Origin of the sequence: Pseudomonas sp. Sample_14 (assembly GCF_004307515.1) — a bacterium.
Taxonomy (GTDB): domain Bacteria; phylum Pseudomonadota; class Gammaproteobacteria; order Pseudomonadales; family Pseudomonadaceae; genus Aquipseudomonas; species Aquipseudomonas atacamensis.
On record NZ_RCOC01000005.1, the window covers coordinates 130711 to 144175 of the forward strand.

Here is a 13465-nt window from a genome sequence, read left to right on the forward strand (position 1 = left end):
GGGAGCGAGCCTGCTCGCGAAGCTCTTGGCTTTTAGCGGCTGGCGATTAGGGCCTGGCCGCGCGCCACCGCAGCCTTGACCTGCGCCGGTGCAGTCCCGCCGATATGGTCGCGGGCATTCACCGAGCCTTCCAGGGTCAGCACGGCAAACACGTCCTGCTCGATCTGATCGCTGAACTGACGCAGTTCTTCCAGGCTCATCTCGGCCAGATCCTTACCGCTGTCGACGCCGTATTTCACTGCGTGGCCCACGATTTCATGGCAGTCGCGGAACGGCAGGCCACGGCGCACCAGGTAATCCGCCAGGTCAGTCGCGGTGGAGAAACCGCGCAGTGCCGCTTCACGCATGATCGCGTGTTTCGGCTTGATCGCCGGGATCATGTCGGCAAACGCGCGCAGCGAATCGCGCAGGGTGTCGGCGGCGTCGAACAGCGGCTCCTTGTCTTCCTGATTGTCCTTGTTGTAGGCCAGTGGCTGGCCTTTCATCAGGGTCAGCAGGCCCATCAGCGCGCCGAACACACGGCCGGTCTTGCCGCGCACCAGTTCGGGCACATCGGGGTTTTTCTTTTGCGGCATGATCGAGCTGCCGGTGCAGAAACGGTCCGGCAGATCGATGAACTGGAACTGCGCGCTGGTCCACAGCACCAGCTCTTCGGAGAAACGCGACAGGTGCATCATCGCGATGCTCGCGGCCGAGCAGAATTCGATGGCGAAGTCGCGATCGGAAACGTTGTCCAGCGAGTTGCCGCCGACGGCGTCGAAGCCCAGCAGTTGCGCGGTGTATTCGCGGTCGATCGGGTAGGTCGTGCCGGCCAGCGCGGCGCTGCCCAGCGGCATGCGGTTGGTGCGCTTGCGGCAGTCGACCAGACGCTCGTAGTCGCGGCTGAGCATTTCGAACCAGGCCAGCATGTGGTGCCCGAAGGTCACAGGCTGCGCGGTCTGCAAGTGGGTGAAGCCCGGCATGATGCTCGCGGCCTCACGCTCGGCCTGCTCCAGCAGGCCTTTTTGCAGGCGGGTGATCTCGGCGAGGATCAGGTCGATTTCATCGCGCAGCCACAGGCGGATATCGGTGGCGACCTGGTCGTTGCGGCTGCGCCCGGTGTGGAGCTTTTTACCGGTGACGCCGATGCGGTCGGTCAGGCGTGCTTCGATGTTCATGTGCACGTCTTCGAGGTCGACGCGCCAGTCGAACTGGCCGGCCTCGATTTCGCCCTGAATGGTCTTCAGGCCATCGATGATGCTGTCGCGCTCGGCATCGGTCAGCACGCCGACCTTGGCCAGCATGGTGGCGTGGGCGATCGAGCCCATGATGTCGTGGCGATACAGGCGCTGGTCGAAAGTGACGGAGGCGGTGAAGCGGGCGACGAAGGCGTCGACGGGTTCACTGAAGCGGCCGCCCCAGGACTGATTGGTCTTGTCAGTGCTCATGAATTCGCTCGTATCGGCTTGAAGAAATGGCGTGAAACGCTGGCGCGGATAATAACAGGGTTGCCAATCCTGTCGCTGACACCGGTCGATACGTTTTTTCGCGGATGTGTCAGGCGTGTCCGGCGCGGTCTGCAAGGAATTTACAAAAGGATATTTTTTGATTGAGCAATATCGTTCCGACGAACGTCTACAGTGGACATAAGGGTCGGTGCGAATGCGGATCATGCAAAGGTCCGGCCACTGGCTATAAGAAGAGGGGGCGGGTGAGTTGTACAACGGTCACCCACCGTGAGAAACGCAGGAAACACTGGGCTCCGAGCGGTACGACCCGGACGCTGGCAAATATTGCTGGCCGACGTACGGCACTTTTTGGCGCTCGGGCTAGTCTTAGCGTGGATCGCGGTGACGGAGGTCACTACACCTGTCTACGCTATCCTTGTGCGAGACTCACGCAGGAATCCAGCGCAATATGAATGTCCTGATCGTTGATGACGAACCCCTGGCTCGCGAGCGCCTAAGCCGTATGGTGAGCGAGCTCGAGGGTTACACAGTCCTGGAGCCCAGTGCCACGAATGGCGAGGAGGCGTTAGCGCTGATCGACAGCCACAAGCCGGATATCGTGCTGCTCGATATCCGCATGCCGGGCCTCGATGGCCTGCAGGTTGCTGCCCGACTGTGCGAACGAGAGACGCCGCCGGCCGTGGTGTTTTGCACCAGTCCCGATGAATTTGCCGTGGAAGCCCTGCAGGCCAGCGCCGTGGGCTATGTGGTGAAACCTGTGCGAACCGAACACTTGAATGAAGCCCTGAAGCGGGCTGAACGTCCCAGCCGGGCGCAACTCTCGGCCCTGACCCGTCCCGCTGCCGAAAGTGGCAACGGCCCACGCAGCCACATCAGCGCACGGACCCGTAAAGGCATCGAGCTGATTCCGCTGGATCAGGTGGTCTACTTCATCGCCGACCACAAGTACGTGACCCTGCGTCACGAAGCCGGCGAGGTGCTGCTCGACGAACCCCTCAAAGCCCTTGAAGACGAATTTGGCGAACGCTTTGTGCGTATCCACCGCAATGCGCTGGTCGCTCGTGATCGCATCGAGCGATTGCAACGCACGCCATTGGGACATTTCCAGTTGTTCCTCAAAGGCCTCAATGGCGATGCACTGATTGTCAGCCGGCGGCACGTTGCCGGTGTGCGCAAGATGATGCAGGGGCTTTGACCCGGTCTTCGCCGGGCCTTTCGAGTTCTTTTATCCGGCATGGCAGGCCAGGGAGGCCGCGCCGGTTCTGATTCAGGTCAAAGTGAAATTGACTGAGCTGTTATTATCCGCCGTATCTATTCAGTACGGATTGTTCCATGTCCCCTCGCGAAATCCGCATCGCCACCCGTAAAAGTGCGCTGGCCCTCTGGCAGGCCGAATACGTCAAAGCCCGTCTCGAGGCGGCCCACCCGGGCCTGCTGGTGACGCTGGTGCCCATGGTCAGTCGCGGCGACAAGCTGCTCGACTCGCCACTGTCGAAGATCGGCGGCAAGGGTCTGTTCGTCAAGGAGCTGGAAACCGCGCTGCTGGAAAACCAGGCCGATATCGCCGTGCATTCGATGAAAGATGTGCCGATGGACTTCCCGCAAGGCCTGGGTCTGTTCTGCATCTGTGAGCGTGAAGACCCGCGCGATGCATTCGTCTCCAACACCTACGCCAGTCTTGAAGCGCTGCCTGCCGGGGCCATCGTCGGCACTTCGAGCCTGCGTCGGCAAACGCAATTGCTGGCGCGGCGTCCCGACCTGCAGATCCGTTTCCTGCGCGGCAACGTCAACACCCGTCTGACCAAACTCGACGCCGGCGAGTACGACGCGATCATCCTCGCCGCGGCCGGTCTGATCCGCCTGGGTTTCGAAGAGCGCATCACATCGGCGATCAGTGTCGATGACAGCCTGCCGGCCGGTGGCCAGGGCGCGGTCGGCATCGAATGCCGCAGCGCCGACCACGAAATTCACGCCTTGCTCGCGCCTTTGCATCACGCCGATACCGCTTCGCGGGTGAACGCCGAACGCGCCCTCAACAAACATTTGAACGGCGGCTGCCAAGTGCCAATCGCCTGCTACGCCGTGCTTGAAGGCGAGCAGTTGTGGTTGCGCGGTCTGGTCGGCGAGCCGAGTGGTGGCAAGCTGCTCAGTGCCGAAGCCCGCGCGCCGCGCGCGGACGCCGAGACCTTGGGCGTGCAGGTCGCTGAAGACCTGCTCAAGCAAGGCGCCGACGACATTCTCAAAGCGGTGTACGGCGAGGCGGGGCACGAGTGACGGCCTGGCGCCTGCTGCTGACGCGCCCGGCAGACGACTGCGCGGCGCTGGCCGAACAGTTGGCCGGGCACGGGATTTTCAGCAGTTGCCTGCCGCTTTTGGACATTGTTCCGCTGCCGCTCTCTGACACTATTCGCCAGGCGATTTCGCGATTGCCCGCTTGCAGCGCAGTGATTGTGGTCAGCAAACCGGCGGCGCGGATTGCGGTGGATCTGCTCAAGTCCGAAGGCACGGCGCCATTGAGCATGCCGTGGTTCAGCGTCGGCGCGGCAACCGCAGGCATTCTTCGCGAGCATGGTCTCGATGTCAGCTTCCCGGCTGACGGCGATGACAGTGAAGCTCTGCTGCAATTGCCGCGTCTGCGCGAGGCGCTCGACCAGTCCGGCGCGCAGGTGACGATCCTGCGCGGCGAGGGCGGTCGTGAACTGCTCGCCGAGCGCCTGCGCGCGCTTGGTGCTAGTGTCGAGTATCTGGAGTTGTATCGCCGCGACCTGCCAGCCTACCCGCCAAACGAGCTGCCACGGCGGATCGAAGCGGAACGCTTGAACGGGCTGGTGGTCAGCAGTGGACAGGGTTTCGAGCACCTGCGGCAGATGGCCGGCGATGCCTGGCCGAAGATCGCGCAGTTGCCGTTGTTTGTTCCAAGCCCGAGGGTCGCCGAGCTGGCACGTGCCGCCGGGGCTCAAACAGTTGTGGATTGCCGCGGCGCAAGTGCCGCGGCTTTGCTGACGGCGTTACGGGAATGTCCCGTGCCGTTTTCTAATGCAAAGGATGGATACGTGAGCGAAACAGCCTTGCCAAAAGATGACGTCCAGCCTGCGCTTGATGCCCAGGTTGAAACTCCACCACCGGCCAAAGAGCCGCGCCGAGGCAATGGACTGGCAATTGTCGCCCTGCTGCTCGGCGCCGCCGGTGTCGCCATCGGTGGTTGGGGTGTCTGGCAGGTGCGCCACCTGCAGAACAACACGCAGCAACAGTCGAGTCAGGTGCAGGCTTTGAACGATCAGGCGCAGAGTCTGAAGCTCAACGAACAGCGTCTGACCGAGCGCCTGGCGCAGTTGCCCGGTGCTGACGAGCTCGCCGAGCGCCAGCGTCTGGTCACGCAACTGCAGGGCGATCAACAGCGCCTGAATCAACGTCTGGAAACCGTCCTCGGCGCCAGCCGCAAGGACTGGCGTCTGGCCGAGGCCGAACACTTGCTGCGTCTGGCCAGCCTGCGCCTTTCAGCGTTGCAGGACATCAGCAGCGCCCAGGCATTGGTGCAGGGCGCCGATGAAATTCTCCGTGAACAGAACGATCCGGGTTCCTTCGCCGCGCGCGAGCAAGTGGCGAAAACCCTGGTCGCCTTGCGCAGCACCGAACAGCCGGATCGCACCGGGCTGTTCCTGCGCCTTGGCGCGTTGCGCGATCAGGTTATCGACCTCACGGAGCTGGCGCCGGAGTACAAGGATCGCGGCGAGTCGCTGCTGGGCCTGACCAACGATGGCGATGGCGCCAGTCGCTGGGCGCAGTGGTGGGACAAGGTTTCGCGCTATATCCGCATCGATTTCAACGCTGACAAAAACGTCAAACCGCTGCTGGCCGGACAGAGCCTGAGCCAGGTGCGCCTGGCCCTGAGCCTGGCGCTGGAGCAGGCGCAGTGGGCCGCGCTCAACGGTCAGGCGGCGGTGTACACCCAGGCGCTGGCCGAGGCACGCGATGTGCTCAAAGGCAATTTCAACCCGGACAATCCGCAAAGCAAAGTCATGCTGGAACAGGTCGCCGAGCTGAGCAAGGAACCGGTCACCGTCAAGACGCCGGATCTGGCCGGCACCTTGAGTGCGGTGCAGGGATATCTGGAGCGACGTAACGTCAATGCCGAGGAATCGGTGAAACCGTTCGCCAAGCCTGCCGCCAATGCTGCGCAGGAGGCGACCCCATGAAGCGCCTCTATGTAATCGTGTTTCTGGTCATCGCCGCGACGGCAGCGCTGGGCCTGGCGATTGCCGAGCATTCCGGTTACGTGCTGGTGGCGTACAAGAGCTTCCGCTACGAATCGAGCCTGTGGGCGACCCTGGCGGTGATCGCGGTGCTGTGGCTGCTGTTCTGGGGCATCAAGGTGCTGGTCGAGCTGGTGATGACCTCCACCGGCGTGGTCAATCCGTGGTCGCGGCGCAATCGCAGCCGCCGCGTGCAAGTGGCGATCGAACACGGGCAGCTGGATCTGGCTGAAGGGCGCTGGGCCAGTGCGCAACGGCACTTGACCCGCGCAGCGGAAGCCGAGCGTCAGCCACTGCTGTATTACCTCGGCGCCGCCCGTGCGGCGAACGAGCAAGGTCAGTACGAAGAAAGTGATCGTTTGCTCGAACGCGCGCTGGAGCGTCAGCCGCAAGCCGAATTGGCGATCGCCCTGAGTCACGCACAATTGCAGACTGATCGTGGCGACACCGACGGTGCGCTGGTGACCTTGCAGGCAATGCATGAACGGCATCCGCGCAGCGCGCAGACATTGCGTCAATTGCAACGTCTGCATCAGCAGCGTGGCGAATGGGCGGCGGTGATTCGTCTGCTGCCAGAGTTGCGCAAGGACAAGGTCCTGCCGCCGGCCGAACTGGCTGAACTCGAGCGTCGCGCCTGGGGTGAGAATCTGTCCTTGGCAGCGCATCGCGAAGAAGACGGTACGGTGGGTCTGCAATCGCTCAAGCGGGCGTGGGAACAGCTGACTTCGGCGCAGCGTCAGGAAGCACCTTTGGTGCTGGCCTATGCCGAGCAATTGCGCCAGCTTGGTGCTCAGGTCGAGGCCGAAGAGGTCCTGCGAACAGCGCTCAAGCGCAAGTACGACAGCCATCTGGCGCGGCTCTATGGTCTGGTTCGTGGCAGTGATCCTGCGCGTCAGTTGCAGAATGCCGAAGGCTGGCTCAAGGAGCACCCGGCCGATCCGAGTCTGCTGCTGACCCTCGGGCGCTTGTGTCTGCAAACCAGTCTGTGGGGCAAGGCTCGCGACTATCTGGAAAGCAGTCTGCGCGTGCAGCGCAATCCGGAGACGTGCGCGGAACTGGCCCGTCTGCTTGCACAGCTTGGCGATACCGAGCGCAGCAATCAGTTGTTCCAGGAAGGTCTGGGGCTGCTGGATGAACGCCTGCTCGCGGCGCCTTTGCCGGTTGCGGCGAAGGTCTGAATGGCGAGGGAGGTTGCTCCCTCGTGAACTTTGATGACCGAAAATTCCCCTTCTTTGCGCTCCAGAGACAAAGTCCTACAGAGCGCTTCACCGTTTCCTATCGAGCCTGTCGGGTTTTCCCTACACCTGCGGTGAACTGTCGGCAGGCCCTTGCCTTGAAAGGCTGACACGCTTTCCTCTACCGTAACCGTCTGTCTCTACTGTTACGGAAAAGCCATGTCGTTGGCCTGCTCACGCTCCTTGTTCTTCATGGCTTTCATTGCGGGGGCCTTTGCTCTGGGAGCTTCCTATTACCTCGAATATGCGGTCGGCCTGACGCCTTGCAGTCTGTGCCTGGTGCAGCGATTGTTCCTCACATTGCTGTGCATCGGCTGCGGCGTGGCGGCGGTGCATGGCCCCCGGCGCGTTGGCTTATGGTGGTACTGGCTGTTTGCACTCGGCGCCAGTCTGGGTGGAACCACCGCTGCGTGGCGGCAGGTGTTGATCCAGAGTGACTCGATGCTGCAACTGGTCAAATGCTCGCCAACCGTGGAGTCACTGTTCAGCGACCTGCCGTGGATCTGCGCCTTGCAACGGATGTTCAACGGCGGCGCCGATTGTGCGGACATCTCCTGGACACTGTTCGATTTGAGCATCCCGGAATGGAGCCTGCTGTTTTTTGTCGGCGTGTCGATCCTTGCGGTTTATCAGTTGTTGCGTCTGATCTGGAGCGCTCTGCAACGACCGGTCAGCGACGAAGCGTCGCACCACCTGCTGGTCAGGGATTAAACACTTGTATGAACTTTATCTCCTGCGTACCTTGAAGCCATAGGCGTGCGGGCATAATCTGGCCGGCACGTGTCATTGGATTTATGTTGCTCGATGACGCTCTGCCCGATCGTCCACCAGTCAAATCAGAACAGGGGCGCGGGTGTAGAGCAGCATGACCCACAAGGGAAGAGAGATCGCCATGCTCGAAAGTTGTCAGAATGCTCAGGAACGTTGGGGTGGGGTTCATCTGCTGATCGACCGCTGGTTGCAGGAGCGTGAAGAGCTGATCGGCGCCTACGACAAGCTCGGTGCGCAGCCTGAGTCGCTGTCCGAGAGCCGCAAGCCTTTGCAGGAATTCTGCGGCGTGCTGGTCGATTACGTATCGGCGGGGCACTTCGAAATCTATGAACAGCTGACTGGCGAAGCCAAGGCGTTCAACGACAAGCGCGGCCTGGAACTCGCCGAGACCATCTACCCGCGCATCGACGTCATTACCGAGAAGCTGCTCGCGTTCAACGACCTGTGCGACGAAGGCAAATGCGTTGCGGAGAAATTCAAGGAATTGGGCGGCTTGCTGCATGAGCGCTTCGAACTTGAAGACTGCCTGATCGAAGTGCTGCACACGGCACACAAGGCAGAAGATCCGGTTCAGGCCTGATCCACGTCCTTCATGAAAAACGGTGCGCCCGAAAGCGCACCGTTTTTTTATGCCTGATCAGCTCGTCGCGCCACGCAATTCCACTTCGAAAACCAGAGGCGTGAACGGCGCGATCAGGTCGCCGGCACCGTCGGCGCCATAGGCCTGATCCGATGGAATCACCAGTCGCCATCTCGCCCCCACCGGCATGTTCTGCAAGGCGGTGCGCCAACCGGCGATCACGCTGTCGAGGTTGAACCATTGCGGCTGGGTGTTCTGATCGAACACGGTGCCATCCGGCAGCTTGCCGACATACAGCACCTGCACTTTGCCGTCCGGGCCGGCCTTGGCGCCAGTGCCCGGAACCAGTTCAGTCAGAAGGATGCCATCGGCCAGTTCCTTCACCCCTGGTTTGGCTTTTTCCGCACTGAGAAAGCGTTGCTCGTTTTCCATCGCCGCGTCGCTCGATTGCCGTGATGCCTGCTCGGCATTGCGCGATTCGTGGTCGGCCAGAATCTGTTCGATACGCGCTTCACTCAGCGCCAGCGGCTTGCCCTGATACGCCTGTTGCAGACCTTCGATCAGCGCCTGGATCTGCAACTGTGGTACCTCCTGACGCAGCCGTTCGCCGAGGCTGGCACCGAGGCTGTAAGCCAGATCATGAGCATCGTTCGCCGTGTTTTTTTCATCGGCATACGCCGCCGAAAAAAACACGCAGAGGGACAAAATAAAGTAGCGCGACATGGGCACTCTCCGACCTGGGATGCGGGGGATTATGCCAGTGCAAACGTCTGCATCGGTGAACTGCTTTTTCCCGCGCGCAGAACATTTCGGCTTCGGTGCAACGCAACGGTGCAGATACTGTCAACATGCCCTAGCGGCGGTATCAGCAGAGGTCTAGTATGAGCCGCACTCACGTCAGCCAGGAGGTAAACCATGTCGGCCACCAAGAAGCCTGTAAATACTCCGTTGCACTTACTCCAACAGTTGTCGGGCAGCCTGCTCGAGCATTTGGAAAACGCTTGCTCGCAAGCCTTGGCTGATGCTGAAAAACTGCTCGCCAAGCTGGAAAAGCAGCGCGGCAAGGCGCAGGAAAAACTGCACAAATCGCGCACCAAATTGCAGGACGCCGCCACCGCCGGCAAAGCCAAGGCACAGAACAAAGCCAAGGCTGCCGTGAAAGAACTCGAAGACCTGCTGGACGCTTTGAAAGATCGTCAGTCCGAAACCCGCAGCTACATTCTGCAGCTCAAGCGCGATGCCCAGGAAAGCCTGAAACTGGCCCAGGGTGTTGGCCGCGTTCAGGAAGCAGTGGGCAAGGTTCTGTCGTCGCGCTCGGCCAAACCGGCAACAGCACCAGCGAAGAAAGTTGCTGCCAAGCCTGCTGCAAGCAAAGCCCCGGCGAAGACCGCTGCGGCGAAACCTGCTGTTGCGAAAACCGCCGCCAAACCAGCGGCCAAGGCGCCAGTGAAAGCGGCTGCCAAACCAGCGGCGAAAACTGCAGCGAAGAAGCCGGCGGCGAGCGCGGCAAAACCGGCGGCTAAAACCACCGCAGCCAAACCTGCTGCAGCCAAGCCAGCAGTGAAAGCCACCCCTGCCAAAGCCGCTGCAAAACCGGCCGCGAGCAAAGCTGCACCGGCGAAAACCGCAGCCGCCAAACCTGCTGCCAAGACTGCCGCTGCGAAGCCTGCTGCCAAGACTGCGGCCAAGCCGGCCGCCGCCAAACCTGCTGCGAAAGTGGCGGTAAAACCGGCTGCCAAACCAGCCGCAACATCGGCAGCAAAACCTGCGGCAAAAACCGCTGCAAAACCGGCCGCCAAGCCAGCTACGAAACCCGCTGCTGCCAAGCCTGCGACCGCTGCTGCAAAACCGGCCGCCAAGCCAGCCGCAAAACCAGCGGTGAAAAAGCCTGCAGCTGCCAAGCCAGCCGCGACCAAACCGGCTACCGCTCCAGCAGCCAAGCCTGCCGCTGCCGCTACCCCGGCTGCTCCAGCTACGTCGGCACCGTCGTCCGCCACTCACTCGACCCCTTCGACTGCGCCAGCGCCAGCCGCTTCGTCGAACGTCAGCAGCACCCCGACCAGCGCTTCCTAAGTGCCGGTTGCCGCGACGCGCAGCACTTGCAGCGCGTCGCGGTTCAGGCTGGCGGCATTGCCGGCCAAGCCCTCAAGCCAGGTCACCGAACCTGCATCGTTGCGCGTCCACTCCTGCGCCACACCTTCGAGCCGTGACAGCAAGGTGCGCTCAGCTTCAAGCTCCAGTGATTTGATCTGCTCGCGCATGCCGGCCACCACCGCATCGTCGACGGCCCGCGCTTTCCATTGCATGCGCAGGGTTCGCAGCGGCTGCACCACTTCGATATCCCACGGCGCGGTCAAGGCCTTGAGCAGACGTACGCGCGGTTCATCGCACGCCACCGCGCGCTGCTCCAGCCATAAACCGCAGAGCAGCAGGCAGACATTGGCGCCCGCCGTTTGCAATTGCAGGCAGGCATCTTCCACGCCCGGCCGGGCGTAGACATCAAGGGCAAAGCTCCACAGGTCAGAGGACATCGTGCTACTCGCGCCAGTTGTGAGCGAAGCTGGTAGACTCCGCCGCCATTATGATCCGACTTCAGAACCTGACTTTACAGCGTGGCCCGCAACGTCTGCTAGAAGACGCCGAGCTGACCCTGCACGCCGGCCACAAAGCCGGCCTTATCGGCGCCAACGGTGCCGGCAAATCCAGCCTGTTCGCGTTGCTGCGCGGCGAGTTGCACCCGGATTCGGGCGACTGCCTGCTGCCGGCCGACTGGCGCATCGCGCACATGCGTCAGGAGGTCGACACGCTCGAGCGCCTGGCGGTCGATTATGTGCTCGATGGCGACCTGCGTCTGCGCGAGGTGCAACGCGAGCTGGCCGCCGCCGAGGAGGCCCATGACGGCACCGCACTGGCGCGTCTGCATGCTGAACTCGACAGCGCCGACGGCTACACCGCCGATGCGCGGGCGCGCAAGCTGCTCGCCGGTCTTGGTTTCACCAATGAGCAGATGGACCGTCAGGTAGGAGATTTCTCCGGTGGCTGGCGGATGCGACTGAATCTGGCGCAGGCACTGATGTGCCCGTCGGATCTGCTGCTGCTCGATGAACCGACCAACCACTTGGATCTCGACGCGATCATCTGGCTCGAAGAGTGGCTGAAAAGTTATCCGGGCACCTTGTTGCTGATTTCCCACGACCGGGATTTCCTCGACGAAGTGGTCGATCACGTCGCCCATGTCGATCAGCGCAAACTGACCCTCTACCGGGGCGGCTACACCGCGTTCGAACGCGCCCGCGCCGAGCGTCTGGCCCAGCAGCAACAGGCCTACGAGAAGCAGCAGGCGCAGCGTGCGCACATGGAAAGCTACATCGCCCGCTTCAAGGCGCAAGCGACCAAGGCCCGTCAGGCGCAGAGCCGGATCAAGGCGCTGGAGCGCATGGAAGAATTGTCGGCGGCCCACGTCGATTCGCCGTTCGACTTTGTTTTCCGCGAGTCGACCAAGATCTCCAGTCCGCTGATCGACCTGTCCGATGCGCGGCTGGGTTATGGCGACAAGACCATCCTCGAGAAGGTCAAGCTGCAACTGACCCCGGGTGCGCGGATCGGTCTGCTTGGGCCGAACGGTGCGGGCAAATCGACGCTGATCAAGAACCTCGCCGGCGAGCTCGAACCGCTGGCCGGGCGCCTGACCCGTGGCGAAAACACCGTGGTCGGCTACTTCGCTCAGCATCAGCTCGACTCGCTCGACTCCAAGGCCAGCCCATTGCTGCATTTGCAGCGTCTGGCGCCGGGTGAGCGCGAGCAGACCCTGCGCGACTTCCTCGGCGGCTTCGACTTCCGGGGCGCACGCATCGATGAGCCGGTGCTGAATTTCTCCGGTGGCGAGAAGGCCCGTCTGGCCCTCGCGCTGATCGCCTGGGAGCGGCCGAACCTGCTGCTGCTCGACGAACCGACCAACCACCTCGACCTGGAAATGCGTCTGGCGCTGACCATGGCCCTGCAGGAATTCAGCGGTGCGGTGCTGGTGGTTTCTCACGATCGGCACTTGCTCAAGAGCACCACCGACAACTTCTATCTGGTCGCCGACGGCAAGGTCGAAGAGTTCGACGGCGATCTCGAAGACTACGCACGCTGGCTGGTGGAATACCGTCAGCGCAATGCGCCGGTCAGCAACACGCCGGTCAACCCGGACAAGACCGACAAGAAAGCGCAGCGCCAAGCGGCAGCAGCGTTGCGTCAGCAACTGGCGCCGCACAAGCGCGAGGCCGACAAGCTCGAAGCCGAACTGGGCAAGCTGCACGAGAAACTGGCCAAGGTCGATGCCAGCCTCGGTGACAGCGATATCTACGAGCCGGCGCGCAAGAATGAATTGCGTGATCTGCTCGCCGAACAGGCGAAATTGAAGGTGCGTGAAGCCGAGCTGGAAGAAGCCTGGATGGAAGCGCTGGAAACCCTGGAAAGCATGCAGGCGGAGCTGGAGGCGTTGTCCTGATGGAAGCCTTCAAGCTGCCCTTTGCGGCGGTGTGGGTCGAACCGCTGTGGTTCACCGCGCAGATTCTGCTGATTCTGCTGGCCGGTTACCTGACCCAGCGTTTCGTCGCCAAAGGCCTAACTCGCCTGGGTGAGCGCTATCCGTTCCCACCGCAGTTGCTGATGCCGCTGCGTGGCGTGTTGCGCTGGCTGATCATGGGCAGCGCGCTGCTCTTCGTGCTCGAGCGCCTCGGCGTTTCGGCCACGGTGCTGTGGACGGCGCTGTCGGGATTTGTCGCGGTGGCAGCGGTCGCGTTCTTTGCGATGTGGAGTGTGCTGTCGAATTTGCTCTGCGCGATTCTGATCTTCACCGTCGGGCCGTTCCGCCTCGGCGACGTGGTCGAGCTGGTCGACACCACCGACAAGCCTGGCGTCAAAGGCCGGGTGATCGCGATCAATCTGCTCTACACCACGCTGGTCGAGGCCGAAGAACTCGGCACCGGCAGCGCCATGGTGCAGGTGCCGAACAGCCTGTTCTTCCAGCGATCGGTGCGGCGTTGGCGCGGGACCGATGTGTTGCCGTCGAGCGGGTTCGAGAAGTAGCTTTTTCAGCAAGATCGCAGTCTTCGGCAGCTCCTACATTTGGAATACGATCCCTGTAGATACTCTGTTCACGGTCAAGCTTTTTGGGTGTGTTTACCGCTAAAA

General features: G+C 62.0%; 12 protein-coding genes and 2 pseudogenes. 11 read left to right on the top strand and 3 right to left on the bottom strand.

Translation table 11 applies throughout. The features are described 5' to 3' along the window. Positions 1-32: 32 nt before the first annotated feature. On the bottom strand, positions 33-1427 hold the full coding sequence (gene argH, locus D8U61_RS01190; protein WP_110599872.1) for an argininosuccinate lyase: 1395 nt from the start codon (positions 1425-1427) through the stop codon (positions 33-35). A 311-nt stretch (positions 1428-1738) separates the two neighbouring features. Between argH and D8U61_RS27990 the strand changes: the two are divergent. The 8 genes and pseudogenes from D8U61_RS27990 to D8U61_RS01225 form a co-directional block, all read left to right on the top strand. Further along, a pseudogene (locus D8U61_RS27990) lies at positions 1739-1900 on the top strand (sensor histidine kinase); the annotation flags it as partial. Next, positions 1897-2643 (top strand): LytTR family DNA-binding domain-containing protein, encoded by a 747-nt coding sequence (locus D8U61_RS01200; RefSeq protein WP_130889075.1) that lies wholly within the window; start codon positions 1897-1899, stop codon positions 2641-2643. The pseudogene D8U61_RS27990 and the gene D8U61_RS01200, both read left to right, overlap by 4 nt. A gap of 137 nt (positions 2644-2780) precedes the next feature. Then, the gene (hemC, locus tag D8U61_RS01205; protein ID WP_130926283.1) at positions 2781-3722 is read left to right on the top strand and encodes a hydroxymethylbilane synthase; all 942 of its coding nucleotides are present in this window, start codon (positions 2781-2783) and stop codon (positions 3720-3722) included. Beyond that, positions 3719-4465, top strand: a pseudogene (locus D8U61_RS27995) (uroporphyrinogen-III synthase); the annotation flags it as partial. The gene hemC and the pseudogene D8U61_RS27995, both read left to right, overlap by 4 nt. 36 nt (positions 4466-4501) lie before the next feature. Further along, a complete protein-coding gene (locus D8U61_RS28000) occupies positions 4502-5644 on the top strand; it encodes a uroporphyrinogen-III C-methyltransferase (protein WP_016773671.1) in 1143 nt (380 codons plus the stop codon). Then, positions 5641-6879, top strand: coding sequence for a heme biosynthesis protein HemY (locus D8U61_RS01215; protein WP_125925384.1), 1239 nt, complete (start codon positions 5641-5643; stop codon positions 6877-6879). The genes D8U61_RS28000 and D8U61_RS01215 overlap by 4 nt, the downstream gene beginning before the upstream one ends. A gap of 216 nt (positions 6880-7095) precedes the next feature. Next, positions 7096-7647 (top strand): disulfide bond formation protein B, encoded by a 552-nt coding sequence (locus D8U61_RS01220; protein ID WP_016772601.1) that lies wholly within the window; start codon positions 7096-7098, stop codon positions 7645-7647. Positions 7648-7828: 181 nt separating this feature from the next. After that, on the top strand, positions 7829-8287 hold the full coding sequence (locus tag D8U61_RS01225) for an Rsd/AlgQ family anti-sigma factor (RefSeq protein ID WP_016772602.1): 459 nt from the start codon (positions 7829-7831) through the stop codon (positions 8285-8287). Positions 8288-8344: 57 nt separating this feature from the next. On the opposite strand, the gene D8U61_RS01230 is transcribed toward D8U61_RS01225, so the two are convergent. Beyond that, the gene (locus tag D8U61_RS01230; protein ID WP_125925385.1) at positions 8345-9010 is read right to left on the bottom strand and encodes an FKBP-type peptidyl-prolyl cis-trans isomerase; all 666 of its coding nucleotides are present in this window, start codon (positions 9008-9010) and stop codon (positions 8345-8347) included. A gap of 192 nt (positions 9011-9202) precedes the next feature. On the opposite strand from D8U61_RS01230, the gene D8U61_RS01235 reads away from it, so the two are divergent. After that, a complete protein-coding gene (locus tag D8U61_RS01235; protein WP_125925386.1) occupies positions 9203-10360 on the top strand; it encodes an AlgP family protein in 1158 nt (385 codons plus the stop codon). Here D8U61_RS01235 and D8U61_RS01240 read toward each other — a convergent pair. Continuing rightward, the gene (locus tag D8U61_RS01240) at positions 10357-10818 is read right to left on the bottom strand and encodes a TIGR02444 family protein (protein WP_110599882.1); all 462 of its coding nucleotides are present in this window, start codon (positions 10816-10818) and stop codon (positions 10357-10359) included. The genes D8U61_RS01235 and D8U61_RS01240 overlap by 4 nt on opposite strands. 50 nt (positions 10819-10868) lie before the next feature. Between D8U61_RS01240 and D8U61_RS01245 the strand changes: the two genes are divergently transcribed. Next, positions 10869-12779, top strand: coding sequence for an ATP-binding cassette domain-containing protein (locus tag D8U61_RS01245; protein ID WP_016772606.1), 1911 nt, complete (start codon positions 10869-10871; stop codon positions 12777-12779). Next, positions 12779-13360 carry a mechanosensitive ion channel family protein gene (locus tag D8U61_RS01250; protein WP_101161538.1) on the top strand — a complete coding sequence of 194 codons (582 nt, stop codon included), beginning with the start codon at positions 12779-12781 and terminating at the stop codon, positions 13358-13360. The genes D8U61_RS01245 and D8U61_RS01250 overlap by 1 nt, the downstream gene beginning before the upstream one ends. Positions 13361-13465 lie beyond the last annotated feature (105 nt).

Bases quoted from the DNA above. Each gene is read 5' to 3' on its own strand.
- argH (WP_110599872.1), bottom strand. From the start codon at position 1,427: ATGAGCACTGACAAGACCAATCAGTCCTGGGGCGGCCGCTTCAGTGAA.
- D8U61_RS01200 (WP_130889075.1), top strand. From the start codon at position 1,897: ATGAATGTCCTGATCGTTGATGACGAACCCCTGGCTCGCGAGCGCCTA.
- hemC (WP_130926283.1), top strand. From the start codon at position 2,781: ATGTCCCCTCGCGAAATCCGCATCGCCACCCGTAAAAGTGCGCTGGCC.
- D8U61_RS01215 (WP_125925384.1), top strand. From the start codon at position 5,641: ATGAAGCGCCTCTATGTAATCGTGTTTCTGGTCATCGCCGCGACGGCA.
- D8U61_RS01220 (WP_016772601.1), top strand. From the start codon at position 7,096: ATGTCGTTGGCCTGCTCACGCTCCTTGTTCTTCATGGCTTTCATTGCG.
- D8U61_RS01225 (WP_016772602.1), top strand. From the start codon at position 7,829: ATGCTCGAAAGTTGTCAGAATGCTCAGGAACGTTGGGGTGGGGTTCAT.
- D8U61_RS01230 (WP_125925385.1), bottom strand. From the start codon at position 9,010: ATGTCGCGCTACTTTATTTTGTCCCTCTGCGTGTTTTTTTCGGCGGCG.
- D8U61_RS01235 (WP_125925386.1), top strand. From the start codon at position 9,203: ATGTCGGCCACCAAGAAGCCTGTAAATACTCCGTTGCACTTACTCCAA.
- D8U61_RS01240 (WP_110599882.1), bottom strand. From the start codon at position 10,818: ATGTCCTCTGACCTGTGGAGCTTTGCCCTTGATGTCTACGCCCGGCCG.
- D8U61_RS01245 (WP_016772606.1), top strand. From the start codon at position 10,869: ATGATCCGACTTCAGAACCTGACTTTACAGCGTGGCCCGCAACGTCTG.
- D8U61_RS01250 (WP_101161538.1), top strand. From the start codon at position 12,779: ATGGAAGCCTTCAAGCTGCCCTTTGCGGCGGTGTGGGTCGAACCGCTG.